A 26,425-nucleotide genomic window follows, 5' to 3' on the forward strand; every position below is an offset into this window, starting at 1 on the left:
CCTCACTCGTACGACTCGGGCTTGGCGGTGCGGCTCATCAGAGCCTCCACGGCCAGGCGTGGGTCCATGCCCTCGTGGCAGATCCGCTCGACGTGCTCGGTGATCGGCATCTCCACACCGTGCGCGCGGGCCAGGTCGCGGATCGCCAGGCAGCTCTTCACGCCCTCGGCGGTCTGCCGGGTCGCGGCCTGCGCCTGCTCCAGGGTCTCGCCCCGACCCAGGTGCTCGCCGAAGGTGCGGTTGCGGGCCAGCGGGGACGAGCAGGACGCCACCAGGTCGCCCATGCCCGCCAGGCCGGCGAAGGTGATCGGGTCCGCGCCGAGCGCCACGCCCAGGCGGGCCGTCTCGGCCAGCCCGCGGGTCATCAGCATGGCCCGGGTGTTGTCGCCGAAGCCCATCGCTGTGGCGATGCCGTACGACAGCGCGATGACGTTCTTGACCGCCCCGCCCAGCTCGCAGCCGATCACGTCGTCGTTCGTGTACGGGCGCAGGTAGGGCGTCCGGATCGACGACTGGACGAGGGCGGTGCGATGCGGGTTCGTCCCGGCGACCACAGTTGCGGCCGGCTGCTCGGCGGCGATCTCCGGGGCGAGGTTCGGCCCGGAGACGACAACAACCCGGTCCGCGGCGACCCGGGCGGTCTCCACGATGACCTCGCTCATCCGCTTGGTGGTGCCGAGCTCGATGCCCTTCATCAGCGACACCAGCGTGGCGTCCGGGTGCAGGTGCCCGGCCCACTCGGCGAGGTTGCCCCGCAGGGTCTGCGACGGTACGGCAAGCACCACCAACTCGGCGTCGGTGATCGCCTCGATGGCGTCGGCGGTGGCGGTGACCCGCTCCGGCAGCAGCAGATCAGGCAGGTACTCGGTGTTGCGCCGCTCGGTGCGGATGCTCTCGGCCACCGCGGGGCGTCGCGCCCACACAGTGACGTCCCGCCCGGCGTCGGCGAGGATCTTGGCGAACGCGGTGCCCCAGGAGCCTGCGCCGAGAACCGCGACGTGACCGGTCACGCGACACCTCCGTGTTGCTGGGGTTCGGCGGAGGGTCGGACCGGCCGCGCCCACAGCGGTGGCGGCGTTCCGCCCCGGATCTCGGCGAGCATGTCCCGCAGGCGCAGCATGATGGCGTCCGTCATTTCCTCGAGGGTGGCCCGGGTCGGCGGGGCGTCCGCCCACCGGGTCAGGTCGACCGGGTCGCCGGCGACCACGGTAACCGGGATCCGGGGGCGCACGTTCAACCGGTTGGTACGCGGGTCGAAGATCCGCTCCGGCCCCCACATCACCAGCGGCACCACGGGCGCGCCGGTGGCCAGCGCCAGTCGGGCCGCGCCGGTCTTGGCCTTCATGGGCCACAGGTCCGGCTGCTTGGTGGTGGTGCCCTCCGGGTAGATCACGACGGCGCCGCCCTGATCCAGCGCTTCCACCAGGGCGTCCAGTGAGCGGACCGCGTCCACGCTGCCCCGCTCCACCGGGATCTGCCGGCACTGGCGCAGGATCCAGCCGACCAGGGGCACCCGGAACACGCTGGCCTTGCCCAGGTACTGCGGCCAGCGGCCCGAGTCGTAGATGAAGTGCGCGGAGACCAGCGGGTCGGCGTGCGAGATGTGGTTCGCCACGATGATCACGCCGCCGTCCCGGCCGAGGTGCTCGCCGCCCCGCCACGTCCGTCGGGTCCACACGAGCATCACCGGTTTGACAAGCACCACGGCGAACCGTCGCCAGAACCCCAGCCTCCGCCGTGCCACCTGTGCCTCCTCGTCGCCCCCGCACCGCCACGGGTCCGGCCCACGACACCCGCAGCGGAAATCATGCCTGCTCGCCCCCGGTACGGCCAGGGAGGGTCCCGCCGCTCTGCTGGCAGGATTGCGGGCGTGAGTCAGCCGAGGTGGGCAGTGGTGGTGCCGGTGAAGCGTCTGTCGGCAGCCAAGAGCCGGCTGCGGGGCGCGCTGCCCGGCGTACCCCATGAGGAGCTGGCGCTGGCCCTGGCCGCCGACACGCTCCGCGCGGTGCTGGCCTGCCCGGCGGTCGCCGAGGCCCTGGTGGTCACCGACGACGCCCGCGTGGCGGCGGCGGCCCGCGCAGCCGGAGCGCAGGTGCTTCCCGACCAGCCGGACGCCGGCCTGAACGCCGCCTTCCGGCACGGCGCGGCACACGCCCCCGCCGGGTGGGTGGCCGGGCTCACCGCCGACCTGCCCGCGCTGCGCCCCACCGAGCTGGCCGGCGCGCTGCTCGCGGCCCAAGCCGGAGACGATGGGGTACGCCGGTTCGTGGCGGATGCGCCAGGCCTCGGCACGGTGCTGCTCGCCGCGCCGCCCGGAGTCGACCTCGAACCCCGGTTCGGGGTGGGTTCGGCGGCGGCGCACACGGCGAGCGGCGCCCTGCCGCTGCCCGGCGACTGGCCCAGCCTGCGCCGCGACGTGGACACCGCCGACGACCTGGCCGCCGCCGCCCGGCTCGGCCTCGGGCCGCGTACCGCCGCGCTGGTGGCCGCCGCCGCCTGCCCGGCACGCTCCACGAGCTGACCCCGCCGGTGTACGGTGCCAGCATGCAGGGCACGGTGGCCAGTTACGACGCGGCGACACGCAGCGGGACGCTGCTGCTCGACGACGGCACCGAGATGAATTTTCCCGCTCGGGCGTTCGACGCCTCCGGGCTGCGGCTGCTCCGGCTCGGCCAGCGGGTGCGCATCGACACCGATCCCGACGGCGAGGTCGTCCGGGTGACATTGCCGACGATGATCTGAACCGTCGGGGCGAAGTTCATTTTGCGTTAACCGTAATCGGGTGATTATGAGCGGGTGAGCACCCCTCGCGAGCACCCGGTCAGCCCGTCCACCACCGATCCCCTCAACGGCGTCCGCGCCCGTGGCACCGATGGCCGGTTTCGGCCGTCCCGAGCCGAACGGGCAGGCGCCGCCCGCGCCGACACCCTCGCCGACGACCCGGGGGCTGCCTCCTCGGGGCTCGACGAGGTCCTCGAATCCGCCACCCCGCCCACCGAGACGGACGGGCCGGCCGCAGGCGCCCTGACCGCCGGCTCCCCCGCTGCCGGCGACGAGGACGACGGACCGGCCGCTCCCCCGCTGCCGGAGGACCGCTTCCTCAACCGGGAGCTGTCCTGGCTCGACTTCAACGCACGGGTGCTCACGCTCGCCGAGGACCAGCGCACCCCGCTGCTGGAGCGGGCCAAGTTCCTCGCCATCTTCGCCAGCAACCTCGACGAGTTCTACATGGTGCGGATCGCCGGGCTGAAGCGGCGGCTCTCCGCCGGCCTGCCGGTCCGTGGCGGGGACCGGCTGCCCCTGCGTACGCAGCTGGACCTGATCGCCGAGCGGACCGCCGCACTTGTCGCCCGGCACGCCGCCTGCTTCGTCGACGACGTGCTGCCCAAGCTCGCCGGGGAGGGCATCCGCATCCTGCGCTGGGCCGAGTTGGGCGAGCCGGAGCGGGAGCGGCTGCGCACCTACTTCCGGGAGCACATCTTCCCGGTGCTGACCCCGCTCGCTGTCGACCCGGCGCACCCGTTCCCGTACATCTCCGGGCGGTCGCTCAACCTCGCCGTCGCGGTCCGCGACCCGGACGGCGGCTCGGAGCTGTTCGCCCGGGTGAAGGTGCCCAACAACGTGCCCCGCTTCGTGCGGGTGGACCGGGATCAGCCCGGTGTGCGGATGCTGCCGGTCGAGGACCTGATCTCGGTGCACCTGGGTCAGCTGTTCAGCGGCATGCACGTGGTCGAGTGCCACCTGTTCCGGGTCACCCGCAACGCCGAGGTGGAGGTCGACGAGGACCGCGACGAGGACCTGCTCCAAGCCCTCGAACGGGAGCTCGCCCGCCGCCGGTTCGGCCCGCCGGTGCGGTTGGAGGCCGACGCGTCGATCTCCGACCACATGCTGGAGCTGCTCGTCCGTGAGCTGGACATGGACGACCAGGACGTGCTGCGGGTGCCCGGTCTGCTGGACCTGTCGGCCCTCTGGCAGGTGTACGGCGAGGCCGACCGCCCTGACCTGAAGGACCCACCGTTCGTGCCGGCCACCCACCCCCGGCTGGCCGAGGGCGAGGTGCCGCGCAGCGTCTTCGCGACCCTGCGGGACGGGGACATCCTCGTGCACCACCCGTACCACTCGTTCGCCACCAGCGTTCAGCGCTTCGTCGAGCAGGCCGCCGCCGACCCGAACGTACTGGCCATCAAGCAGACCCTCTACCGGACCAGCGGTGACTCGCCGATCGTCGACGCGCTCGTCGACGCGGCGGCCGCCGGCAAGCAGGTGGTGGTGCTGGTCGAGGTCAAGGCCCGCTTCGACGAGGTGGCGAACATCGGTTGGGCACGCACGCTGGAACGCGCCGGCTGCCACGTCGTGTACGGCCTCGTGGGCCTCAAGACGCACTGCAAGACAGCCCTGGTGGTCCGGCAGGAGGGCAACCAGATCCGCAGGTACTGCCACATCGGCACCGGCAACTACCACCCGAAGACCGCCCGGCTGTACGAGGACTTCGGCATGCTCACGGCCGACCCGGAGATCGGCGCGGACCTCACCGACCTGTTCAACGTGCTGACCGGCTACAGCCGGCAGACCGCGTACCGGCGGTTGCTCGTCGCCCCGCAGGGCATCCGCAGCGGCCTCATCGAGCGGATCGAGCGGGAGATCGCGCACGTCCGGCTCGGCATGCCCGGCCTGGTCCAGTTCAAAGTCAACTCGCTGGTCGACGAGGGCGTGACCGACGCGCTGTACCGGGCCTCGCAGGCCGGCGTCCACGTCGACCTGCTCATCCGCGGGATGTGCACGCTGCGTCCGGGCGTTCCGGGGCTCTCGGAGAACATCCGGGTCCGCTCGATCCTGGGCCGGTTCCTTGAGCACTCCCGGGTCTTCCGGTTCGGAAACAACGGCGAGGCCGAGTTCTGGATGGGCTCGGCGGACCTGATGCACCGCAACCTGGACCGGCGGGTGGAGGCGCTGGTGCGGGTGACCGATCCGGTGGCCCGGGCCGAACTGGACCACGTGCTGACCGCGGCGATGGGCCCGGACGTCGACGCGTTCGAGTTGGCCGGCGACGGCTCGTGGACCCGGCGTACCAGCGACAGCCAGGGTGCCCGGGTGCATCTACAGGAACTGCTGCTGCGCCGTGTCGGTGGCACGGCCGGCTGACCGTTCGCGGCATAGGCTGAGTGGATGGTCGAGGAGGAGCAGAAGTACGAGGTGGACGACACCTACGTGCTACCGGACCTGTCCGCCACGGCCCCGGCCGGCGGCCAGGTCCGGGCGTTGCCACCGGTGACGCTTGTCGCCCGCTACCTCGACACCGTCGACCTGCGGCTGGCCCGGGCCGGCGCCTCGCTGCGCCACCGCCGGGGCGACGAGCTGCCGTGGACGGTGAAGCTGCCCACCGGCACACCTGGCGTCCGGCATGAGATCTCCCGCCCGGGGGCTGCCGGGCAGCCGCCACCGGAGCTCGTGGAGCTGGTCACCGCCCTGCACCGGGGCGCTCCCCTGGCGCCGGTGACTGTCGTGCGGACCGTCCGGCACGCCCACGAGGTGTGCGACGAGGCAGGCGCGGTGCTGGCCGAGGTGGTGGACGACCAGGTGAGCGTGCTCGACGACAACGACGCCACCACCGGCACGTTCCGCGAGCTGGAGGTGGAGCTCAAGGCCGGCGACCGCACGCTGCTGGACCAGATCGGCGGTGTGCTGCGCGAGGCAGGCGCTCGGGACGGCTCGTTCACCCCGAAGCACGTACGCGCGCTGGGCGCGGCTGCGCAGGCCGAGCCCGACCTGGTCGCGCCGGGCGAACTGCCCGCCGACGCGACCGCCGGCGACGTGGTCACCGAGGCGGTCCGCAAGGAGGTACGCCGCCTGCTGGCGCACGACCCGCTGGTGCGGCTGCGCGTCCCGGGTGGCGGCGGTGACAGCGCCGTGCACCAGATGCGGGTGGCCATCCGGCGGCTGCGCAGCGACCTGCGGACGTTCAAACCGCTGCTCCGCAGGTCGTGGTCGAGTCCGCTGCGCGCGGAACTGCGCTGGCTGGCCGAGCACCTCGGCGCCGCTCGCGACGCCGAGGTGCTGCGTGCCCGGCTGCGACGTACCGCGAACGCGGATCCGCTCAGCCCTCCCGACCAGGACGCTGTGGACCGGCTGGACAAGGCGCTGGCCAAGCGGCAGCGGCAGGCGCTCGCCGCCATCGACAAGGCGCTGCGCTCCGCGCGTTACCTGGCGCTTGTGGACGCGCTGGTGCTTGCCGCCCGCGCTCCCCGGTTCACCCGCCGGGCCGCCGCGCCGGCCGCTCGGACGCTGCCCGCCCTTGTGGCCCGCCCGTGGAAACGGCTCACCGGCCCCGACGGCGTCGAAGGGCTCGACCCGCTGGGCCCCGACGATCGCTGGCACACCGTCCGCAAGGAGGCCAAACAGGCCCGTTACGCGGTCAACGCGGTCCTCCCCGCCGTCGGCAAGGACGCGCGCCGGCTGTCCCGCGCGCTGGCCCAGGTGCAGGACGTGCTCGGCGAACACCAGGACGCCGCGGTCGCCGCTGACACCTGGCTCGCCCTCGCAGCCGACCGACCGGGCGACCACAAGCTGGCGGTCGTCGCCGGGCGGCTCGCCGAGCGGGAACGCGAGACGGTCCGCCAGATGCGTGCCCAGTTTCCCGCCGCGTGGCACCGGGCCACCCGGCGACGGCGCACCAGATGGCTCCCGTGATCGGCATCCGGGCGGCCGGCGGGGTCTGCTGGCGTCCCAGCGCCGACGGCGTACACGTGTGCGTCGTGCACCGTCCCCGCCACGGGGACTGGACGCTGCCCAAGGGCAAGCTGGAGCCGGGCGAGCATCCGATGGTCGCGGCCGTCCGCGAGGTCGCCGAGGAGGCCGACGTACGCGGCGTACCGCAGGTACGGCTGCCGTCGGTGCGTTACCGCAGCGAAGGTCAGGACAAGCTTGTCGACTACTGGTCGATGCGGACGGTAGCCAACGGCGGATTCCAGCCCGACACCGAGGTGGACGACATGCGGTGGCTCGCCGTCGACGACGCTATCCGGCTGGTCAGCTACCCGCACGACGCCGAGGTGCTTGCCGCGTTCGCCGCGCTGCCGCCGGTGACGGCCACCGTCGCGCTGGTACGGCACGCGCACGCCGGCAAGCGGGCCACCTGGACCGGCCCGGACACCGCCCGCCCGCTCGACGCGCAGGGGTGGGCGCAGGCGGACGCCCTCGCCGCGCTGATCGCACTGGTCCGGCCGGCCCGGCTGGTGTCGGCGTCGCCTCGTCGCTGCGTACAGACCCTGGATCCGGCGGCCGCACTACTCGACCTACCGATCGAGATCTGCGGCGATCTGGACGAGCCTCAGCCGGGCCAGCAGCAGGACGAGCAGGTGCTCGCCACCGCCGCCCGCCTGCTGGAGTTGGCCTGCGCTGGCGGCCAGGTGGCGGTGTGCAGCCAGGGCAAGGTGCTGCCGGGTGCGTTGGAACGGCTCACCGGGCACGCCGACGACGATTTCACCACGCCGAAGGGCGGCGGCTGGCTGCTCGCCTTCAGCGGCGACCGGCTGCTCGCCACCGACCGCCTCTGAGCCCACCCGGCTCCGTCGACGTCGAGCCACCGGAGGCCGGCGATCCGGAGTGGATCAACGGTCGAACTCGCGGGTCAACGGATCAACGGATCAACGGATCAACGGGGGTCAGCGGGGCGGCAGGGTGAGGGTCACCGCGACCGGCAGGTGATCACTGGCCGTGCCGGGCGGCGCGACCGGGCCGCGCGGTGTCAGACCGGGCGAGACGAAGACGTGGTCGATCTCCTGGCGCGGGTCGTCGGCCGGGCTTGTCGCCAGCGGTCGCCCCGCCGCCAGCGCGTCGACGAGACCGGCCTCGGTGAATTTGCCGAACGCCTCGTCGCCCGGCTCGGTGTTCAGGTCACCGCCCACCACCAGCGGCCGGCCGGCCGCGTACTCGATGGCGAAGTCGACGACCGCGCGCGCCTGGACCACCGGGCCGCCGCCGGGCGGCGGTTGCAGATGCGTGCTCACCACCGCGCACCGGACGCCACCGCTGAAGTTCACTGTGACGGCGAGGGCCTGCGCGCCGGTGGGCGCCCCGACGGCCGGCAGCCGCAGCGTCCGCTCGTCCTCGATCGGCCAACGGCTGAGCACCGCATCGCCCCAGACGGCGTCGGCGGCCGCCCCGAACACGTACGGCATGTCGAGACGATCGGCCAGCAGGTCCAGGGTGTCGTGGCCGCCGTTGAGCAGCCAGCCGCGGTCCACCTCGCTGAGCAGCACCACGTCGGGCCGCTGGCGCTCGATCGTGTTGGTCAGCGCGGGCAGGTCGAACCGGCCGTCCAACCCGAAGCCCATCCGGATGTTGTAGGCCACCACAGTGATCTCCTTCGGCGGCCCGTTTCGGTTCGTCGACACCCCCACCTTGTCGGCGAACACGGGTGCCAGCATGGCAAGCGCGGTGACCACCGCAGTGGTCGGCAGTGGCGCCAACGACCCGGCAGAGCGCCGGCCGGCAGGCGGCCCCACGACGGGGCGGGAGGTGAACGCCACGGCCGCGACCAGCCCGGCGACCACCACGGGAACCGCACCGTTGGGGTAGCCGAGGTCGTAGGCGGAGTAGTAGGCCACGGCCGCCAGGACGAAGACGAGCATGCCGGCTGCGAGCGCGTACCCCCGGCGGGCTGCCGCTCGCAGGGCATCCACCCTGCCCGCCTCGCCCACACCGACCCCGGCGGCCGTCGCGGACCCGCCCACCGCGTCGGCGCGGGAGGGGTCGACGGCGCTCGCCGCGTCGGCGCGGGCCAGCCCGACAGCGCTCGCCGCGTCGGTGAGGGCGAGGCAGGCGCCGAGACCGATGGCGGTGAGCGGGATGGCCGCGAGGAGCAGGTCGCCGTTGTCGAGGGCGAAGAGCACCGCGCCGGCAAGCACGGCCACCGGTCCCAGTGCCCGGCCCCACGGCCGTCTGGGCGGGCCGGCCAGCGCGGCCAGCAGGAACCCGGCGACGGCCACCGGTACCGGCGCGAGGCCGAACAACGGTGAGCTGGCCACGCCGTCGTCGGCCACCAGGTACGACATCGCGGTCTGGGCGAGCGCCGGGGCGAGGGCGACCATGCCGGCCAGCAGCAGCACCGGCCCGGCCAGCAGCCACGACCGGGCGCCGCCAGGGCCGGGTGGCGTGCCCCGCACCGCCGTGGCGAGCAGGAACGCCCCCACCGCCACGGCACTGAGCAGCCACGCCGTCCAGTCGCTGCGCCAGGCCAGGTCGTAGGTGTCGAGCAGCGCGTGGAGCGCCGCGTTCACCGCCAACCCCAGCGCCAGCCCTGGCACCGGCCGGTCGATGCCACCGGCGACGCCCACCAACCAGACCAGTCCGGCGAGCAGTCCCGCGGTGGCCAGCCAGAGCTGTGCGCGTCCACCAGGGGTAGCGGTGAGCGCGAGCCGCGCGGCGGCCAGCAGGACGGCCGCCGTGACGGTGACGGGACGGGCGCCCACCCGGCGGACAAGCGCCGGGGCCGCCGCAGCGAGGACGAACCAGCCGAGGGCGAACGCGCCCATCAGCTCGGCCGGGGTGGACGCGGCCTGACCGAAGATGGTGATGATGCCGGGCAGCCATACGCGCAGGACGTCGATGAGCAGAATGACGCCCAGCGCGAGCGATCCGGTGGTGAGCTGGCGGTAGCGCACCGGCGCCCCATTTCCGTCGGCGGGCCGGCAGAAGGGGGGCCGGCACGGCGATTCTGCGCGTCCACGCCGGGCGGGTCAATGCTCCCCGGGTACACCGCAGGGCGCCCACCGCGCGGGTGGACGCCCTGTGGGCTGTACGGGTCGGTCAGCGCTTGCTGGCCGCCTTCTTGGCGGGAGCTTTCTTCGCGGGCGCCTTCTTGGCCGCCGTGCTCTTGCTCGCCGCCGCCGTGGTCTTCTTCGCCGTGGTGGACTTGGCCGCCGCGGCGCTCTTCTTCGTCGGTGCGGCCTTCTTGCTGGCGGCCGTCTTGGTCGCCGTGGTGGTCTTGCTCGCCTTGGCCGGGGCGGTCTTCTTGCTGGCGACCGTCTTGGTCGCCGTGGTGGTCTTGGCCGCCTTGGCCGGGGCGGTCTTCTTGCTGGCCGCCTTGGCGGCGGTGGCCTTGGTGCCCGTCGCCTTGGCGCTGGTGGCCTTGGCGCTGGTGGCCTTGGCGCTCGTCGCCTTCGTGCCGGTGGCCTTGGTCCCGGTGGTCTTGGCCGTCGTGCTGGCGGTCTTCTTCGCCGCCACCGTGGCCTTCGGCACCTTGCCGCTGGCCACCATCTCCTTGAACCCGGCCCCGGGGCGGAAGGTCGGGACGGACGTCTTCTTGACCTTCACCGCCTCGCCGGTGCGCGGGTTACGCGCTGTTCGTGCGCCACGCACACGCTTTTCGAACGCTCCGAATCCGGTGATCGCCACCTTCTCGCCCTTGGTGACCGCCGCCTGGACCTCAGTGAGGACCGCGTCGAGCGCGGCCGTCGCCGTCTTCCGGTCCCCCAGGCGAACGGCGAGCGCCTCGATGAGCTCGGCTTTGTTCACGACTTCCTCCCGATTATGCAACTGACTCGACGCGAGCCATTCTGCGCGCACGGTATGCCCTGTGCTGCCTGGACACAAACATTCGGTAGAAAAAAGCCCTTGTGTCGTAACGGATTCGCCCCCACCGGTTGGACCGGTGAGGGCGAAATCCGATGTGCGGGTGGGCGTACGGCTATGCCACCGAGGGCAGGAACGGCAGTCGACCCGCCTCGTACGAGTCGATGTCGGCGACGTGTCGGAGGGTGAGTCCAATGTCGTCCAGACCCTCCAGCAGCCGCCACCGGCTGAAGTCGTCAAGCGGGAACGACCATGTGGCGTCGCCCGCCCGGAGCTCTCGGGCGGTCAGGTCGACAGTCACCGGAGTGGTTGGATCGGCCTCGACGAGATCCCACAACTCCTCGACGGCTTTCAATTCCAACTCGACCGGCAGCAGACCCTCCTTGAGTGCGTTGCCGCGGAAGATGTCGCCGAAGCGCGGCGACACCACAGCGCGGAAGCCCCAGTCCCGCAGCGCCCAGACGGCGTGCTCCCGGGAGGAGCCGGTGCCGAACTCCGGGCCGGCGATGAGGATCGACGCACCAGAATAGGATTCATCGTTGAGAACGAATGCGGGATCTTCCCGCCAGGCGTTGAAGAGCCCGTCGGCGAAGCCGGTACGGGTCACCCTCTTGAGGTACACGGCCGGGATGATCTGGTCGGTGTCCACGTTGGATCGCCGCAGGGGCACGGCCGTGCCGGTGTGGGTGGTGAACTTGTCCATCTCCTCGGTCCCTTCTACAGATCGGCGGGGGCGGCGAGCCTGCCGACCACGGCGGTGGCGGCGGCGACCGGCGGGGAGACCAGGTGGGTGCGTCCGCCCCGGCCCTGACGACCCTCGAAGTTGCGGTTGGAGGTGGACGCGGAGCGCTCACCCGGCTTCAGCGTGTCGGGGTTCATGCCCAGGCACATGGAGCAGCCGGCGAACCGCCATTCGGCACCGGCGTCGGAGAAGACCTTGTCCAGGCCTTCGGCCTCGGCGGCCTCCCGCACGGCGGCGGAGCCGGGCACCACGAGCATCCGGACACCGTCGGCGACCTTGTGGCCCCGCAGCACGTCGGCGGCGGCCCGCAGGTCCTCCAGGCGGCCGTTGGTGCAGGAGCCCACGAAGACCACGTCGATGGGGAGTTCCCGCAGCGGGGTGCCGGGGCGCAGGTCCATGTACTCAAGCGCGCGACGGGCGGCGACCCGCTCCGAATCGGTGGTGAACTCCTCCGGGTCCGGCACGGGCGCGCTCAGCGGCGCACCCTGCCCGGGGTTGGTGCCCCAGGTGACGAACGGCGTGATCTGGCTGGCGTCGAGGGTCACCTCGGCGTCGAAGCGCGCGCCCTCGTCGGTGGGCAGTGTCCGCCACCAGGCGAGCGCCGCGTCCCAGTCCGCGCCCTGCGGCGCGTTCGGGCGACCCTTGAGGTACGCGAAGGTCGTCTCGTCCGGCGCGATCATGCCGGCCTTGGCGCCCCACTCGATGGACATGTTGGCGATGGTCATCCGCCCCTCCATGGAGAGGGACCGGATCGCCTCACCGCGGTACTCCACGATGTGACCACGCCCACCGCCGGTGCCGACCTGGGTGATCAGTGCCAGCACCAGGTCCTTGGCGGTGACGCCGGGGGCGAGCTGGCCGGTGACGTTCACGGCCATGGTCTTCGGGCGGCTCTGCGGCAGCGTCTGGGTGGCGAGGACGTGCTCCACCTCACTGGTGCCGATGCCGAAGGCGAGCGCGCCGAACGCGCCGTGGGTGGCGGTGTGGGAGTCGCCACAGACGATCGTCATGCCCGGCTGGGTGAGCCCGAGCTGCGGGCCGATGACGTGCACGATGCCCTGGTTCTCGTCACCGAGCGGGTGCAGCTTCACGCCGAACTCGGCGCAGTTGCGGCGCAGCGTCTCGATCTGCGTCCGTGACGTCGGATCCGCGATGGTGAGCAGGTCACCGCGGCGGGACCGGAACGCCGGATCGGCGTACCCGGTCGGGGTGTTGTGGTCCTCTGTCGCGAGCGTCAGGTCGGTTCGGCGCACCCGGCGGCCGGCGAGCCGCAGCCCGTCGAACGCCTGCGGGCTTGTCACCTCATGCAGCAGGTGCAGGTCGATGAAGAGCAGGTCCGGCTCACCAACGGCGGACCGAACGACGTGCGCGTCCCAAACCTTCTCGGCCAGGGTCCTCGGCTCAGGAGTGACTCCCACCATCTGGACATCCTAAATTCTGGGAGGTATGTTTCGGCTTGTGGGACACAGTATGAGCGGTGTTGGCGTTCTCGACAAGGCGGTGGTCATCCTGGCCGCCTGTGTCGACGGCGCCAGCCTGGCCGAACTCGTTGAACGCACGAAGCTGCCCCGTGCCACCGCGCACCGGCTGGCACAGGCACTGGAGATCCATCGGATGCTCGTCCGGGACACCCAGGGCCGCTGGCGGCCCGGCCCCCGGTTGGGCGAGCTTGCCAATGCGGCACCGGACGTCCTGCTGACCGCCGCCGAGCCGCTGCTGGCCGCGCTGCGCGACGCCACAGGGGAGAGCGCTCAGCTCTACCTGCGCCGCGCGGACGAGCGGATCTGCGTAGCGGCCGCAGAGCGTGCCAGCGGCCTGCGGGACACGGTTCCGGTCGGCTCGGTGCTGCCCATGACCGCCGGTTCGTCCGCCCAGATCCTGCTCGCCTGGGAGCCGCCGGAGGCGGTCATGCCGCTGCTGCCGCGCAGCAAGTTCACGGGCCGCACCCTTGCCGAGGTACGCCGCCGCGGCTGGGCGCAGAGCGTCGCCGAACGCGAGGCGGGTGTGGCGAGTGTCTCCGCCCCGATCCGGGACCGCACCGGCCGTGTGATCGCCTCAATCAGCATCTCGGGCCCCATCGAACGCCTCGGTCGCCGCCCCGGCGAACGCCACGCCATGGCGGTCGTACGGGCCGGCCAGCGCCTCTCCGGCCTCTGACCGACGGCTCAGCGGCCTCCGACCGGCGTCGGTCCGGCCTCCGACCGGCGCTGGTGATCATGGGGTTGGCGTGGACCGGCACCGGCGTAGTCAGACCGCCAACCTCATGATCACCGCGAGGTGGGTCGGTGGAACGGAAAAGGGCTCGTCTCGCGAAGCGAGACGAGCCCTTTTGTTGTAGCCCCGACCGGATTCGAACCGGCGCTACCGCCTTGAGAGGGCGGCGTCCTGGGCCACTAGACGACGGGGCCAGAACTTTGCTGTTCACCACCCTCGCGGGCGGTGCGGCTTGTAGTCTAGCGGCACCATCGGCCGGGGCGAGCGCGGGGTGCGGGGCCGCCGACCGGCAGGTGGCGACCAGAAAACGACCCCCAGGTGACCCGGACCCGGCCCGGAACGACGGGCCCTGGACGACGAAACAGCCCGCCTCACGAGGTGAGACGGGCTGTGCACAGATGTAGCCCCGACCGGATTCGAACCGGCGCTACCGCCTTGAGAGGGCGGCGTCCTGGGCCACTAGACGACGGGGCCAGAACAAACTTTCGCTCCCCCACCCTCGCGGGCAGAGGAGCTGCACTCTACCAGAGATCATCCTCCGCCCCTCGCGAGGCGGAGGAGAACTCCGTCAGAATCCAGCGTCCGGGATTCTCGCGAATCCCAGCTGCGCTGGGGTACCAGGACTCGAACCTAGACTAACTGAACCAGAATCAGTCGGGCTGCCAATTACCCCATACCCCATTGGCCCCTTGCGGCGCCGGGAGTGAACATTACCCTCCCAGCGCCGGCAGGCCAAATCCGATCCCCCCGAAACGCCCTTGAGCTGCGGAAACAGGGGCATCGGACCGATCAGGCGACGGGGACCACCGGGTTGCTGAGCTCACCGATGCCCTCGATCCGCACGGTGACCGTATCCCCCTCGACGAGAGGGCTAACCCCCGCCGGTGTGCCGGTGAGCACCACGTCGCCGGGCAGCAGCGTCATCACGTGCGAGATGTACGACACCAGGCCGGCCACATCGAAGACCATGTCCTTCGTCCGGCCGAGCTGGCGTACCTCCATCTCGTCGGGATTGCGGCCCACCTCACACCGGATCTCCAGGTCGGAGACGTCCAGGCCGGTGGTGATCCACGGCCCGATGGGGCAGAAGGAGTCGAAGCCCTTGGCCCGCGTCCACTGCCCGTCGGAGCGCTGGAGGTCCCGGGCCGTGACGTCGTTGGCGCAGGTGTAGCCGAAGATGGCGCGTTCGGCGGCGGCCCGGTCGGCGCGACGGGCACCCGGCGCGCCGATCACGACCGCCAGCTCCGCCTCGTGCTCGACCTGCTTGGAGAAGATCGGCAGCCGGATGGCGTCCCGGGGACCGATCACCGAGGTGGACGGCTTGAGGAAGAGCAACGGCTCCTTGGGTACGTCGTTGCCCAGCTCGGCGGCGTGGTCGGCGTAGTTGCGGCCCACGCAGACCACCTTGCTGGGCAGGATCGGCGAGAGCAGCCGGACATCGGAGAGGGCCCACCGGGCCCCGCTGAAGGAGAGTTGGCCGAACGGGTGACCTTCGATCTCGGCGATGGTCAGGCCCTGCGGCCCGGCCTCCGGTTCGCCCTCGACGGCCCCGAACGACATTCCCTTGGCATGAGCGAAACGAGCGATACGCACCTGGCCAATCTAGCCCTGCCGACGGGTTCACCGGCCACGACCGGCTGCCGGGTGTGCGCAACCCGTCAGCGCGGCGACACTCTAGCGGCCGCCGGGGTGACCGGGGCGAGATTCCTGACTTCGTACCCGCACGGAGAGACCGCGCCCTTAGCGTCGGCTCCGGAGGTTCGTTCGTATGCCTGCATCGACACGACACCACAAGGCCCTCGCAGTGTTCGTCCACTGCCTCGGCATCACCCTCGCCGCCGTGCCGGCCCTGCCCGCGGTGGACCCGGAGGCGTCAGCCGCGTCACGACCACCGACGGCCGCGTCACGACCACCGACGCGCACGCCGCAACCAGCGGCGCCGTCGGCGGTGGCGATGGCCGCACCGCTACCGGAGGCGGCAAGCACCGCGCCGGCCCCACCCGCGATGGCAGCACCGCGCGCGGCCAGTGCCGAGCCCACCCCACCGTCGGCGCCACCGGCGATGGCACCACCGACGCGGACACCGGCGTCGGCGCCGCCGCCTCCGGTCACCGTGGCGGTCGCGCCGGAGAGCAGCCCGGCACCGCGGTACCGGATCCACGTGCGCAACGTGGGGGACTCGCCGGTCGACACCACCGTGCGCCAGGAGTTGCCCTCCGGGGCGTCGGTCACCGCGATCAGTGACGGCGGCCGGTCCACCCGTTCCGGCGGGTCGACAGGTGAGGTGACGTGGCGGCTACGGCTGCCCGCGCACAGCACCACCACGCTGGGCACCGCGCTGACCACCACCGCGCCGGGCCAGGCACTTACCGCGCCGGCCTGCGCCTTCACGAGCGACGGCAACCGGCCGTACGACTGCGCGTCGGCCACCTGGCAGGCGGCGGGGACACCGGCGGCCCAGGCCACCGATGCGCAGCCGCTCTGGCGGCAGGTCCCGTTGCTGCTTGCCGGCGTGGCGGTCCTGTTGCTGCTCGGCGCCGCCCTGTTCTGGTTGTGGCGTCGTCGGCGGGGCCGGCGGGTGACCGCCGCCGCCCTGTCCAGCAGCGACGGACCCGGCAACGAGCGCGGAACCGTCTATCCGCGTCCAGCCACACCGAAACCGGTACGTCGTCGGCGTACCCCGCCTGTCGCTCTGCTTGTCGTCGGTGCGGTGGTGGTGTTGGCCGCCGTGGTCGGCACCGCCGGCTGGACGGCGACCCGGCAGGTCTCCCAGATCGACACGCAGAAACAGCCGACCAGCGGCGCGTGGGTGGGCACGGGGGTGTCCGGGCCGGTGGGTGTGCCGCTGCGCGAGTCCGCGTTCGAGTTCACCGTCTACCGGATGACCTGTGCGGAGCCCGGCAGTGCGAGCGGTGGGGCTCCGGCCTCTGCCCGGCGCTGCCAGGCCACGGTTGGCATGCGCAACATCACCGGCACCCAGCAGCCCTGGCACGGGCAGTTGCAGCGGGCGTACCTGCCCGGCGGTCGCTGGGTGAGCACCGACGAGCCGGCCACCCGCGCGGCCAACCTGGGCCGCGACGTCTTCGCCAACCCGGTCGCGGCGGGCAGCCGGGTGGTGCTTCCGCTGGTCTTCACCGTCGACGGGCGGGACCCGCCCCGGCAGTTGGAGCTGCGCAGCGGCGTCTTCTCCGCCGGCGTGCGGGTGCAGATGCCCTGACCGGCGAACGGGCGGCGGTCGTACCCTGGGGTCCGTGACCGCCGCCCTCGCCCCCGCCGTGCTCGACGTGGCGACCTGGCAGGCACGGCGTCGGGCCCACGAGGAGCGGGTGGACGTCTGGTTGACCCCGCACCTTGCCCGGCGGCGCCGGGGCGAACGGCACCCGGTGGCCGACTTCCTGTTCACGTACTACTCGCACCGGCCGGCGCAGCTGCGCCGCTGGCATCCGGGCGCGGGGGTCGAGCTGCGCGGCGCGGACCCTGCCGAGTTCGGCAGGGACTACCGCGCGACCGCCGCCGGGGTCACCCTCGACACCGATGGTGTACGCCAGCGGCGTGGCGAGTCGATCGAGTGGATCCGCTCCCTACTCACGGCCACCGCGGGGCGGGCGCCACACTTCGGCTGCTTCGGGATGCACGAGTGGGCGATGGTCTACCGGCAGACCCAGGAGGAGTTGCGGCACAACGCGTGGCCGTTGCGACTGGACCCGGATCAGACCGCCGCGATCGTCGAGGAGCGCGGGGTGCGGTGCAGCCACTTCGACGCGTTCCGGTTCTTCACCCCGCCGGCCCGCCCGTTGAACCTGCTCACCCCGACCCGGGAAACCCAGCACGAGCACGAGCAGCCGGGCTGCCTGCACGCCAACATGGACGTCTACAAGTGGGCGTACAAACTGTCGCCGCTGGTGCCCTCGGAGCTGGTGGCGGACTGTTTCGAGCTGGCCCGAGAGATCCGTACGCTCGACATGCGGGCCAGCCCGTACGACCTGGCGGCGCTCGGCTACCCGCCGGTGCGGGTGGAGACGCCGGAGGGTCGGGCGGAGTACGCCGCCGCGCAGCGCGGGTTCGCCGACCGGGCCGGCGTGCTGCGCCACCGGCTGCTCGCGGCCGTTCCCGCGTGAGGCGACGGCTCGCCGCCTGACCGGCAGTTCGCAGCCTGGCTGACTGCCTTCCTGCGGCGCGGTCCGGGGACGGCGGGGTCAGTTCGCCGGACGGGTTCGCAGTCCGTCGAGAAGCAGCCCGATCACCGCTGCCATGTCCGCGTCGAGGCCGGGCTCGGTCCACTCGGTCCGGTGGGACGGGTGGTGGAACCGGGCCGTGGCCTGCAACAGCGCCCGGCCGGCCACCGCCGGGTCCGGCACATCGAAGTCGCCGGCAGCGATCCCGTCGGCCACGATGAGGCTGAGCTGACCGGCGAGGATCTCCAGGTGATTGGCGACGGCGCCCTCGGAGAGGGTGGCGAGCTGGTGGAAGTTGTCGAACAGCTCCGGATCCTCCCGGGCCATCCGACGCTTGGTGCCGCTCAGCTCGGCAAGCCACCGACGCAGCCGCTGCGGGGCGGGGTCGGTGCCGGTGGCGACCTCGACGAGCGGGGTCGAGACCCGGGCCAGCCAGCGTTCGGCGACCGCCTCGCGGAGCGCGGCCTTGCTGGCGAAGTGCCGGTAGACGCTGCCGTGGCTGACGCCCAGCGCGCGGGCGACGTCAAGCACTGTGGCCTTGGCGGGCCCGTACCGGCGCAACGCCTCCTCGGCGGTGTCGAGGATGCGGTCGGCCGTCAGGGCGGTGGCGTCGCTCATCGCTCCAGCCTCCCTGACCGCGTGCGCGGCCGTGGCGCGACCCCCGGGTGGCGGGCACGCCACGGCCGGATCGTCATGCCCGCTCGCTGTCCAGCAACGCCATCTGCGCCTCGCCGTAGCGGCTGCCGGCTGCGGCGTCGGCCGGGACGGCGGCCTCGATGGCGGCCAGGTCCTCGCCGGTGAGGGTGACCGCCGTCGCGCCCAGTGCCTCGGTGAGCCGGTCCCGGCGGCGGGCGCCGACCAGGGGCACGATGTCCTCGCCCCGGGCGAGCACCCAGGCGATGGCGATCTGCGCCACGGTGACGCCCCGGGCCTCGGCGATGGCCCGCAGGGCGTCGACCAGTGCCAGGTTGCGGTCCAGGTTCGCGCCGGAGAACCGGGGCAGGTGGCTGCGGAAGTCGGTGGAGACGGTGTCCCTGCGAGCCGTCCAGTGGCCGCTGATGAGGCCACGGGACAGCACCCCGTACGCGGTGATCCCCACGCCCAGCTCGCGGGCCGTCGGCAGGATGTCGGCCTCCGGGTTACGGGAGATCAGCGAGTATTCGATCTGGAGGTCGGCGATCGGGTGGATGGCGTGCGCCCGTCGCAGCGTCTCCGCGCTCACCTCGGACAGGCCGATGTGCCGGATGTGACCGGCCTTGACGAGCTCGGCGAGGGTGCCGACCACGTCCTCCACCGGCACGTCTCCCGGCAGCCGGGCCGGACGGTAGATGTCGATGTGGTCGGTGCCGAGGCGCCGCAGCGAGTACGCCAGGAAGTTCTTGATCGCGACGGGTCGAACGTCGGCGCCGTTCCAGCCGCCGTCGACGTCGCGCAGGGCGCCGAACTTGACGCTGATCACCGCGTCGTCGCGGTTTCGGCCGCGCAACGCCTCGCGCAGCAGCATCTCGTTGTGGCCCATCCCGTAGAAGTCGCCGGTGTCCAGCAGGGTGACGCCGGCGTCCAGGGCGGCGTGGATGGTGGCGATGCTCTCGACCTCGTCGGCGTCGCCGTAGAGGTCGGACATGCCCATCAGGCCGAGGCCGAGAGCGGAGACGGTCGGGCCGGTGGTGCCGAGCGTGCGGGTGTCCATGGGGTGTTCCTCTCCTCGTTGACTCCGTCAGCATACATACTTTGACTGACAGATTCCAGATTCTGTCATCCGATAGTCGGAGAGGGTCAGTGTCGAGCTGACATTCGTGATTGGTCGGACTACTCGCCGTCGACGCGACGGTCGCGCTTGCGCTGCGACTGGCGCTTCTTCTCAGCCAGCCGGCGCTCCTTCGCGCCCCGCGACGGCCGTGTCGCGCGTCGAGGTGGCGGCGGGGGTGCCGCGGCCTCACGCAGCAGCGCCACCATCCGCGCGCGGGCCGCCTCCCGGTTGGCGAGCTGCGCCCGGTGTTCGCTTGCCGCGATCGTCAGCACCCCGTCCACCAGGCGGTTGGCCAGGCGTGCCAGCGCCCGCGACCGGATCCAGTCGGGCACCGATGGAGAGTTGGCCAGGTCGTAGCTCAGCTCGACCCGGGAGTCGGCGGTGTTCACACCCTGCCCACCCGGCCCGGACGAACGGGAGAAGCGCTCCCGCAGCTCTCCGGCGGGGACGACCCACCGGTCGGTCACCCGCAGTCCGTCGTCCACGCTCCGAGGCTAACCCGCACCGGCGTACCGGGGGTCACCGGTGCGGAGGCTCACTCTGCGTCGAGGATGGACTGGGCGTCGGGCCCGCGGTCTCGTCGTCCGAGCCGACTGCGGCGTACGCCACCGCGCCGAACAGCAGCAACCCGATCACCGCGGCCTTCACTGCGACCCCACGGATCAGCAGCCAAGCGCCACGACGTGCCGTCGGTACCGACTTCTTCGCGGTCTGGTAGTCGGTCCACCCGCGCCGCGCCCGGGCGTACGCCGACCCCACCGCACATCCGATGATCAGGCCCACCAGCAGGAGGACCGTGAGAAGAGGACGCTCCACCTCCGCCAGTATCCATATCGAGCGTCATATTTCCACGGTTTGATGTCGTCCGGCCGGATATCCGACACCACCGGCGGCCGGATCGACCGCCGGGGAGCCGTCCGGGCAGCTCAGCCGCCCTTCCCGATGATCGTGTCGGCGCTCTGCTGCACCTGCTCGATCGGGATGGCGAAGCCGATGCCGATCGACCCGTTGCCGTCGATGGTGGCGATCGCGGTGTTCACCCCGACCACCTCGCCACGGGCGTTGACGAGCGGCCCGCCCGAGTTGCCGGGATTGATCGACGCGTCGGTCTGCACCGCGCTGTGCCGGTTGTTGCCCAGCCGTACCTGGCGGTCAAGCGCACTGACGATGCCTGCGGTGACCGTCCCGGACAGGCCCAACGGTGAGCCCACCGCCAGCACGGGCTCACCGACCCGGGTGGCGCCCGGCTTGGCAAGCGGCAACGGGGAGAGCCCGGCCGACGGCGGCACCTTCAGCACCGCCAGGTCGCTGCGCGGCTCCCGGCCGACCACCTCGGCTTCGTAGCGGCGGCCGTCGGGCAACTCGACTGTCACCGGGCCGCCGCCGCCCTTGGCCAGGATGTGGTCGTTGGTGACGAGGTGCTGCTGGTCGTCGATGGCGAACCCGGAACCGGTCGCGGACGCGCCGTTTGCACCACCGGCGAGCACCGACACCACCCCGGGCACCGTCCGCTCGGCGGCGGTGACCAGTTCCGCAGGCACCGGGGCGGCGGACGCGGCGGCGGGACCGGGCGTACCGCTCTGGCTGGCCACCACACCGCCGGCCAGAGCGCCCGAGACTGCGGAGACCGCCACGACAGCCAACGCGGCGACCAGCCGGCCGGGACGCCACCCGCCTGGATCCCGGCCCGAGCCGGGCGCGTCCCACCACCCACGCCCGTCCGGGTCGAGTTCGGGCGAGATGAACCAGGGACCGCGCGGTTCGCCCAGTCCGGTCTGCACAGCCATGCGTACTCCTCACGGTCGGGCGTCGGCCCGGCGGATCAGGGCAGTCGGGAGAACCAGCGCATCGAGCCGGCAGCCGCGCCCATCGCGAAGATGAGTCCGAGGCCGATGAACCGGGCCGAGACGTCCTGACGTTCGGTGCGGTAGCCGACCGAGCTGCCGATGTCGTCGTAGACGGCCCGCAACTCGTCGCTGGTGCTGGCCTCGTGGAACATCCCGCCGGTCTCGTCGGCGACCGCTCGCAGCGTCTGCCCGTCGACCGGCACCTGGACGGGCCGCCCGCCCCGGTCCACGAACCCGGACGGGGTGCCGAAGGAGATCGCGTGCACCGGCACCTTCGCCGTCACCGCCTCCGCCGCCGCCTCCATCGGGTCCATGCCCGAGGTGTTCGCCCCGTCGGAGAGCAGGATGATCCGGGCCGGCGGTGGCTCCTTCGCGGCCTCGCTGTCCAGGCCCTTGACCGCACCCAGCGAGGTGTTTATGGCCTCGCCGATAGCGGTGCCCTGCACCCCGGTCACCCCCTCGGCGAGCCGGCCGATCCCCTCCTCCAGGGCCTCCCGGTCGGTGCCCGGCGGCACCAGCACGGCGGCGCTGCCGGCGAAGGCGACCAGCCCCACGTTGAACTCGTCGGGCAAGCCGTCGACGAACCGCCGGGCCGCCTGCTTTGCCGCCGCCAGCCGGTCCGGCTCCACGTCGGTGGCGAGCATCGAGGTGGACACGTCCACCGCCACCATCACTGTGGCGCGCTCCCGAGGCACCCGGACCTCGGCGCTGGGCCGGGCGAACCCGACCACGAGCAGCGCCAGCATGGCCAGGAACAGTCCGGCCGGAACGTGCCGGCGCCAGGCCGGACGCTCCGGCGCGACCCTGTCGAGCAACCGCAGGTTGGTGAAGCGGACCGCGTACCGGCTGCGACCACGCTGCATCACCAGGTACGCGACGACAAGGGCGAGCACGCCGAGCAGCAGCCAGAGGCGCAGCGGCGACTCCCAGTTCACGCGGCACCTCCCCGGGCCACCCCGGCCGGCGCGGCGGCCATCCGCCGCTGGGCGTGCACGTGCCGGACGATGTCCGCACCCCAGTCCCGGTCGGTACGCAACGCCAGATGCGTTGCCGCGCCCCGGCGCAGGGCCTGACGGACCTGCTCACGCTGGGCGGCGGCGGCTTCGGCATAGCGCTCACGCAGCCGGCGGTCCGATGTGCACACCTCACGGCGGCGGCCGGTCTCCGGGTCGACGAGCGTGATGAGGCCGACGTCGGGCAACTCCAACTCACGCGGGTCGGTCACCTCGATCGCCAGCACCTGATGGCGTACGGACAGCCGGCGCAGTGTCGCCTCCCAGGGCGGCGGGTGGCCGGGGTCGTCGGGCAGTCCGTCGAGGAAGTCCGAGACCACCACCACCAGACCGCGCTGGTTGGCGACCCGGTGCAGCGCGTCGAGCCCGTCCGCCAGCTCCGGCGATCCGAGAGTCGTACCCGGCGATCCGACCGACGGCCGGGGCGGGTCGCCGTGGCCCGGCGTACGCGGGGCGGCCAGCAGGGCGCGGAGCAGACCGAGCAGGTGGGTACGGCCGCTGCGGGCGGGAAAGCGGCGTACCCCGTCGGCGCGCAGCACCTGGGCACCGAGTCGGTTGCCGACGCCCGCGGTCAGGAAACCGACGGCGGCGACCGCGGCGACGGCCAGCTCCCGCTTGTCCAGTTCGGCCGTGCCGAACTCCATGCTCGCAGTGCCGTCGACGAGCATCCAGGTGGTCAGCTCCCGGTCGGCGTCGACCTGCCGGACGTGCGGAACGGCGGTACGGGCTGTCACCGCCCAGTCCATCCGGCGGACCTCGTCCTCCCCCGGCCGGTACTCACGGCTGCCGGCGGGTTCGCTGCCCGGCCCGGGGAGCAGGCCACGGTACTGGCCGTGCAGCAGGCCGTTGAGCCGCCGGGTGACTGTCAACTCCAGACGACGCAGTCGTTGATCTGGGCTCAGCTCGGCCAGCCCGGGTTCCGGCGGCACCGCGACCGTCGTACGGCTGGCGCGTCTCATGCCGCCGCCAGGTCCGGCGTCTGGTGTGGACGGGAGTTCGCCACCCGGGGTGGCGGCACCGCCTCCACCAGCCGTCGCACCAGGCTCTCGGCCGACACCCCGTCGGCGACCGCGTCGAAGGAGAGCACGAGCCGGTGGGCGAGGACGTCCACCGCCAACTCCCGGACGTCCTCGGGCAGCACGTACTCCCGTCCGCGCAGGAACGCCTGCGCCCGGGCTGCCGCGACCAGGCCGAGGGTGGCGCGCGGGCTGGCGCCGTACGCCAGCAGGGGCGCGATCTCCGGCAGCCCGAACCGGCCCGGGTCGCGGGTGGCGAGGATGAGTCGGACCACGTACTCGGCCAGCGCGTGGTGCACGAAGACCCGTTCGGCGCGGGCCTGGAGATCCTGCAACCGTTGCGCGTCGAGCACCTGCCGTGGGCTGGGCCGCTCAGTGCTCATCCGGTAGAGGATTGCCAGCTCGTCGGCGTCGCTGGGATAGTCGACGACCACCTTCATCAGGAACCGGTCGCGCTGCGCCTCGGGGAGTTGGTAGACCCCCTCCGACTCGATGGGGTTCTGGGTGGCCAGCACCAGGAACGGCGACGGCACCGGCCAACTGCGTCCGCCGATGGAGACCTGCCGCTCCGCCATGGCCTCCAACAGCGCCGACTGGACCTTGGCGGGGGCGCGGTTGATCTCGTCGGCCAGCACCAGGTTGGCCATGATCGGGCCCAGTTCGATGTCGAACGTCTCCTTGGAGGCCCGATAGATCCGGGTGCCGACGATGTCGGAGGGGACCAGGTCCGGCGTGAACTGGATCCGGGAGAAGGTGCCGCCGACCACTGTGGCGAGGGTCTGCGCGGCAAGTGTCTTTGCCACGCCGGGGACCCCCTCCAGGAGGCAGTGCCCGTTGGCGATCAAAGCGGTGAGCAGTCGTTCGACGAGCCGATCCTGCCCGACGATCACGCGTTTGACCTCGAAGAGGGTCTGTTCCAGCTCGACGCCGGTCGGCTCGGGTTCGACCGGGCTGGGCATGCTGGCCAGGGTGTCCGAGATGTCCGTCACGGTGCTTGCTTCCCGGGCGGAGGGGCCGGCAAACGTCGGATTGTGCGCACCGGACCGGTCCGTTGTGCACCGGATGAGGACGAGCCGCCCGGACGGGTGACAACCGGAAGAAGACGACCGCACGAGTACGTCGGCCCCGGGCGGGCAGGAGCTGGCCCGACCGTGACGAGCCGGCCCGCCCGGGCACGGCGCGGCCCCCGCACGCCAGGTGCGGGGGCCGGACGTCGGTGGGTCAGGAGAGGTGGACGACCAGGTGGAAGCCCAGGTCGGTCGGGGTGCCCGCCGAGTTGCGGGTCTGCACGAAGACAGCGTTCGGCGTGCCGAGGCGGGGTGCGACCGCGACCTCGCCGGACGGCGGGACGCAGCAGGCGTCGGCCCGACCGATGCTGGCCACGAAGGTGCCGGCTGTGACGACCGTGCCGAACTGCACCTCGTACTGCCCGGTGCCGTACTTGATGACGGTGCCGGTGCCGCGCGCCTTGGTGCCGTTGGCGTTGACGACGACGGTGGTGGCGGAGGCGGCGAGCGTGGTCGCCTTGGCGCTCAGCGCGGCCTTGGCCTTGCGGGCGGACTCCGCCGTCACCGGCGGCTGGGCGCTCGTGCCGCGGGCGGCCGGCTGGGCGGCCTCGACCGGAGCCTTCGCCGTCGGTTGGGCGACGGCGATCCCACCTCCGGCGAGGGTGAGCCCCAGGACGGCAAATGTGATCGCCGCTGCCTTACGTCGGAAAGATGTGCTCATGACAGGTCCCCTTTGTGTGACCGTGCGTATTCGGCCGACCCGCGGGGCGGGACGGATAACTGCCGGAAATATGCGGCGCCGACGCATCAGCTTGGGCTGAAAGTCTTCGCTTCCAGCCTCCTTGAGCTGCTGTTACTACTCTGAGTTGCGTCGTTTTGACCAGTTGGAACGTAGCACCGGAAAAAGCTGAGCGTCAATAGTTGATCTCGCATTATCGGGTTGCCGACGGACCGTCGAATAATTGTGAAAGGTGAACGTGCAACCATTCACGAAATGCACATCCGGTGCCGTTATGCTGTTCGCCATGATCGTCGACGCTGCGCCTGCGGCCACGTCCCCGCGTCGCCGCCGAACGACCTTCGTTGCGGTGCTCTGCTGGGTGGCGGTTGGGCCGACGGCCACCTGGGCTGCTCTACGGCTCGCCGGCCTGGACCGTGGGCCGCTCGTGCAGGCGTTCGCCTTCACCCCGTACGTCGCGGGATGGAGCATCATCGCCCTCGCCCTCGCCGCCGCCCTGCGGCGCTGGGGCCCGGCGGCGGTCGCGGCCCTGGCCGTGGTGGCACTGCTCGGCGCTGTCGCACCCCGCGCGCTTGCCAGTTCGCAGCCCGCGACGACAGGCCCCACCATCCGGGTGCTCACCGCCAACCTGCTCGCCGGCTCCGCCGACGCGGCCACGCTCGTGGAGCTGGTCCGGCGGCACCGGGTCGACGTGCTCGCCGTGCAGGAGTTCACCCCCGACGCGCAGGCAGCCCTGGACCGGCTCGGCCTCGACCGGCTGCTCCCCCACCGGCAACTCAACCCGCACATCGGCACGCCCGGCTCCGGGCTCTACTCACGCTGGCCGCTCAGCGACGTTGGCATCAGGCACAACCGGGGCCAGGGCGGCTGGGGGTTCAGCCAGGCGTACGGCACCGTGACCGTCCCCGGGGCGCCACCGGTCCGTGTCGAGTCGGCCCACCCCTCGGCGCCGTCCGCGCTGGACCAGGTCGGCGCGTGGCGTGCCGACCTGACCACCCAACCACCGGCCACGCCAGATGGTGAGCTGCGGATCCTCGCCGGGGACTTCAACGCCACCCTCGACCATGGTCCGCTGCGGGCGCTGCTGCGCACCGGCTACGTCGACGCGGCCGACGCCACCGGCTCAGGGCTCACCGGCACGTGGGGCCCCTACGACGGCGACCTGATCCCCCCGGTCACCATCGACCATGTGCTCGTCGACAGGCGCATCGCGGTCCGCGCAGTGAAAGTGCTGCACCTACCCGACAGCGACCACCGCCCCGTCCTGGCAACCCTCCGCCTCCCCACCCCGTAACCACCCCGCGCCCTCCCACCGTGCCACCAACCGCGCCCGCGATCTTGCACTTGATG

The 26,425-nt window shown here is 72.2% G+C and carries 25 protein-coding genes and 3 tRNA genes; 9 read left to right on the forward strand and 19 right to left on the reverse strand.

Going from position 1 to position 26,425, the window contains the following annotated elements; genetic code table 11:
• Positions 1-2 precede the first annotated feature (2 nt).
• Positions 3-1,010, reverse strand: a complete 1,008-nt coding sequence (locus tag F4558_RS20195) for an NAD(P)H-dependent glycerol-3-phosphate dehydrogenase (protein ID WP_053652415.1) — start codon at positions 1,008-1,010, stop codon at positions 3-5.
• Entirely contained in the window at positions 1,007-1,744 is a 738-nt protein-coding gene (locus F4558_RS20200; RefSeq protein ID WP_053652528.1) for a lysophospholipid acyltransferase family protein, read from the reverse strand. The genes F4558_RS20195 and F4558_RS20200 overlap by 4 nt, the downstream gene beginning before the upstream one ends.
• Before the next feature lie 126 nt (positions 1,745-1,870).
• Between F4558_RS20200 and cofC the strand changes: the two genes are divergently transcribed.
• From cofC to F4558_RS20225, 5 genes are read left to right on the forward strand one after another with little or no spacing between them, the layout of a single operon-like run.
• Entirely contained in the window at positions 1,871-2,521 is a 651-nt protein-coding gene (gene cofC, locus F4558_RS20205) for a 2-phospho-L-lactate guanylyltransferase (RefSeq protein WP_053652414.1), read from the forward strand.
• 23 nt (positions 2,522-2,544) lie between these two features.
• Entirely contained in the window at positions 2,545-2,742 is a 198-nt protein-coding gene (locus F4558_RS20210) for a cold-shock protein (RefSeq protein ID WP_053652527.1), read from the forward strand.
• A 54-nt stretch (positions 2,743-2,796) separates the two neighbouring features.
• Positions 2,797-5,142, forward strand: a complete 2,346-nt coding sequence (locus F4558_RS20215) for an RNA degradosome polyphosphate kinase (RefSeq protein WP_167945520.1) — start codon at positions 2,797-2,799, stop codon at positions 5,140-5,142.
• A gap of 24 nt (positions 5,143-5,166) precedes the next feature.
• The gene (locus F4558_RS20220) at positions 5,167-6,687 is read left to right on the forward strand and encodes a CYTH and CHAD domain-containing protein (RefSeq protein WP_167945522.1); all 1,521 of its coding nucleotides are present in this window, start codon (positions 5,167-5,169) and stop codon (positions 6,685-6,687) included.
• On the forward strand, positions 6,675-7,553 hold the full coding sequence (locus F4558_RS20225; protein ID WP_053652526.1) for an NUDIX hydrolase: 879 nt from the start codon (positions 6,675-6,677) through the stop codon (positions 7,551-7,553). The genes F4558_RS20220 and F4558_RS20225 overlap by 13 nt, the downstream gene beginning before the upstream one ends.
• Before the next feature lie 108 nt (positions 7,554-7,661).
• Here F4558_RS20225 and F4558_RS20230 read toward each other — a convergent pair whose 3' ends face one another.
• The 4 genes from F4558_RS20230 to leuC form a co-directional block, all read right to left on the reverse strand.
• Positions 7,662-9,662 (reverse strand): endonuclease/exonuclease/phosphatase family protein, encoded by a 2,001-nt coding sequence (locus tag F4558_RS20230; protein WP_167945524.1) that lies wholly within the window; start codon positions 9,660-9,662, stop codon positions 7,662-7,664.
• A gap of 145 nt (positions 9,663-9,807) precedes the next feature.
• Entirely contained in the window at positions 9,808-10,515 is a 708-nt protein-coding gene (locus tag F4558_RS20235; RefSeq protein WP_312877369.1) for an HU family DNA-binding protein, read from the reverse strand.
• A 172-nt stretch (positions 10,516-10,687) separates the two neighbouring features.
• Positions 10,688-11,275 carry a 3-isopropylmalate dehydratase small subunit gene (gene leuD / locus F4558_RS20240; protein ID WP_053652409.1) on the reverse strand — a complete coding sequence of 196 codons (588 nt, stop codon included), beginning with the start codon at positions 11,273-11,275 and terminating at the stop codon, positions 10,688-10,690.
• A gap of 14 nt (positions 11,276-11,289) precedes the next feature.
• On the reverse strand, positions 11,290-12,735 hold the full coding sequence (gene leuC / locus F4558_RS20245) for a 3-isopropylmalate dehydratase large subunit (RefSeq protein WP_053652408.1): 1,446 nt from the start codon (positions 12,733-12,735) through the stop codon (positions 11,290-11,292).
• A gap of 49 nt (positions 12,736-12,784) precedes the next feature.
• On the opposite strand from leuC, the gene F4558_RS20250 reads away from it, so the two are divergent.
• The gene (locus F4558_RS20250; protein WP_053652407.1) at positions 12,785-13,471 is read left to right on the forward strand and encodes an IclR family transcriptional regulator; all 687 of its coding nucleotides are present in this window, start codon (positions 12,785-12,787) and stop codon (positions 13,469-13,471) included.
• A 178-nt stretch (positions 13,472-13,649) separates the two neighbouring features.
• Here the strand turns inward: F4558_RS20250 and F4558_RS20255 are convergent.
• The 4 genes from F4558_RS20255 to F4558_RS20270 all read right to left on the reverse strand — a co-directional run bounded on the left by F4558_RS20255 (position 13,650) and on the right by F4558_RS20270 (position 15,121).
• Positions 13,650-13,722, reverse strand: a tRNA-Glu gene (locus F4558_RS20255).
• A 207-nt stretch (positions 13,723-13,929) separates the two neighbouring features.
• Positions 13,930-14,002 (reverse strand) — tRNA-Glu (locus tag F4558_RS20260).
• A 135-nt stretch (positions 14,003-14,137) separates the two neighbouring features.
• Positions 14,138-14,209, reverse strand: a tRNA-Gln gene (locus F4558_RS20265).
• Positions 14,210-14,317: 108 nt separating this feature from the next.
• Complete coding sequence (locus tag F4558_RS20270) at positions 14,318-15,121, reverse strand: fumarylacetoacetate hydrolase family protein (protein WP_082377171.1); 804 nt, start codon at positions 15,119-15,121, stop codon at positions 14,318-14,320.
• Between the two features lie 175 nt (positions 15,122-15,296).
• Between F4558_RS20270 and F4558_RS20275 the strand changes: the two genes are divergently transcribed.
• Together F4558_RS20275 and F4558_RS20280 are read left to right on the forward strand one after the other, a co-directional pair.
• On the forward strand, positions 15,297-16,745 hold the full coding sequence (locus F4558_RS20275; protein WP_053652405.1) for a hypothetical protein: 1,449 nt from the start codon (positions 15,297-15,299) through the stop codon (positions 16,743-16,745).
• Between the two features lie 34 nt (positions 16,746-16,779).
• Positions 16,780-17,646 carry a hypothetical protein gene (locus F4558_RS20280; RefSeq protein ID WP_053652404.1) on the forward strand — a complete coding sequence of 289 codons (867 nt, stop codon included), beginning with the start codon at positions 16,780-16,782 and terminating at the stop codon, positions 17,644-17,646.
• A 78-nt stretch (positions 17,647-17,724) separates the two neighbouring features.
• Here F4558_RS20280 and F4558_RS20285 read toward each other — a convergent pair whose 3' ends face one another.
• The 9 genes from F4558_RS20285 to F4558_RS20325 all read right to left on the reverse strand — a co-directional run bounded on the left by F4558_RS20285 (position 17,725) and on the right by F4558_RS20325 (position 25,057).
• On the reverse strand, positions 17,725-18,321 hold the full coding sequence (locus F4558_RS20285) for a TetR/AcrR family transcriptional regulator (RefSeq protein WP_167945526.1): 597 nt from the start codon (positions 18,319-18,321) through the stop codon (positions 17,725-17,727).
• A gap of 73 nt (positions 18,322-18,394) precedes the next feature.
• Positions 18,395-19,393, reverse strand: coding sequence for an aldo/keto reductase (locus F4558_RS20290; protein ID WP_167945528.1), 999 nt, complete (start codon positions 19,391-19,393; stop codon positions 18,395-18,397).
• 119 nt (positions 19,394-19,512) lie between these two features.
• Positions 19,513-19,938 (reverse strand): alternative ribosome rescue aminoacyl-tRNA hydrolase ArfB, encoded by a 426-nt coding sequence (gene arfB / locus F4558_RS20295; protein WP_053652401.1) that lies wholly within the window; start codon positions 19,936-19,938, stop codon positions 19,513-19,515.
• Between the two features lie 34 nt (positions 19,939-19,972).
• Positions 19,973-20,269 carry a hypothetical protein gene (locus F4558_RS20300; RefSeq protein ID WP_053652400.1) on the reverse strand — a complete coding sequence of 99 codons (297 nt, stop codon included), beginning with the start codon at positions 20,267-20,269 and terminating at the stop codon, positions 19,973-19,975.
• 110 nt (positions 20,270-20,379) lie between these two features.
• Positions 20,380-21,240, reverse strand: coding sequence for a S1C family serine protease (locus tag F4558_RS20305; RefSeq protein WP_053652399.1), 861 nt, complete (start codon positions 21,238-21,240; stop codon positions 20,380-20,382).
• Positions 21,241-21,275: 35 nt separating this feature from the next.
• On the reverse strand, positions 21,276-22,235 hold the full coding sequence (locus F4558_RS20310) for a VWA domain-containing protein (RefSeq protein ID WP_053652398.1): 960 nt from the start codon (positions 22,233-22,235) through the stop codon (positions 21,276-21,278).
• Positions 22,232-23,242, reverse strand: a complete 1,011-nt coding sequence (locus F4558_RS20315; RefSeq protein ID WP_306274011.1) for a DUF58 domain-containing protein — start codon at positions 23,240-23,242, stop codon at positions 22,232-22,234. The genes F4558_RS20310 and F4558_RS20315 overlap by 4 nt, the downstream gene beginning before the upstream one ends.
• A 26-nt stretch (positions 23,243-23,268) precedes the next feature.
• Positions 23,269-24,318, reverse strand: coding sequence for an AAA family ATPase (locus F4558_RS20320; protein WP_053652396.1), 1,050 nt, complete (start codon positions 24,316-24,318; stop codon positions 23,269-23,271).
• Positions 24,319-24,550: 232 nt separating this feature from the next.
• On the reverse strand, positions 24,551-25,057 hold the full coding sequence (locus tag F4558_RS20325; protein ID WP_053652395.1) for a hypothetical protein: 507 nt from the start codon (positions 25,055-25,057) through the stop codon (positions 24,551-24,553).
• 367 nt (positions 25,058-25,424) lie between these two features.
• Here F4558_RS20325 and F4558_RS20330 point away from each other — a divergent pair, with 367 nt between their 5' ends.
• Positions 25,425-26,369, forward strand: coding sequence for an endonuclease/exonuclease/phosphatase family protein (locus F4558_RS20330; RefSeq protein WP_312877444.1), 945 nt, complete (start codon positions 25,425-25,427; stop codon positions 26,367-26,369).
• Positions 26,370-26,425: the final 56 nt, after the last annotated feature.

It is taken from the genome of Micromonospora profundi (genome assembly GCF_011927785.1).
GTDB lineage: Bacteria > Actinomycetota > Actinomycetes > Mycobacteriales > Micromonosporaceae > Micromonospora > Micromonospora profundi.

Bases quoted from the DNA above. Each gene is read 5' to 3' on its own strand.
- F4558_RS20210 (WP_053652527.1), top strand. From the start codon at position 2,545: ATGCAGGGCACGGTGGCCAGTTACGACGCGGCGACACGCAGCGGGACG.
- F4558_RS20220 (WP_167945522.1), top strand. From the start codon at position 5,167: ATGGTCGAGGAGGAGCAGAAGTACGAGGTGGACGACACCTACGTGCTA.
- F4558_RS20225 (WP_053652526.1), top strand. From the start codon at position 6,675: ATGGCTCCCGTGATCGGCATCCGGGCGGCCGGCGGGGTCTGCTGGCGT.
- leuD (WP_053652409.1), bottom strand. From the start codon at position 11,275: ATGGACAAGTTCACCACCCACACCGGCACGGCCGTGCCCCTGCGGCGA.
- leuC (WP_053652408.1), bottom strand. From the start codon at position 12,735: ATGGTGGGAGTCACTCCTGAGCCGAGGACCCTGGCCGAGAAGGTTTGG.
- F4558_RS20250 (WP_053652407.1), top strand. From the start codon at position 12,785: ATGAGCGGTGTTGGCGTTCTCGACAAGGCGGTGGTCATCCTGGCCGCC.
- F4558_RS20275 (WP_053652405.1), top strand. From the start codon at position 15,297: ATGCCTGCATCGACACGACACCACAAGGCCCTCGCAGTGTTCGTCCAC.
- F4558_RS20285 (WP_167945526.1), bottom strand. From the start codon at position 18,321: ATGAGCGACGCCACCGCCCTGACGGCCGACCGCATCCTCGACACCGCC.
- F4558_RS20290 (WP_167945528.1), bottom strand. From the start codon at position 19,393: ATGGACACCCGCACGCTCGGCACCACCGGCCCGACCGTCTCCGCTCTC.
- F4558_RS20305 (WP_053652399.1), bottom strand. From the start codon at position 21,240: ATGGCTGTGCAGACCGGACTGGGCGAACCGCGCGGTCCCTGGTTCATC.
- F4558_RS20325 (WP_053652395.1), bottom strand. From the start codon at position 25,057: ATGAGCACATCTTTCCGACGTAAGGCAGCGGCGATCACATTTGCCGTC.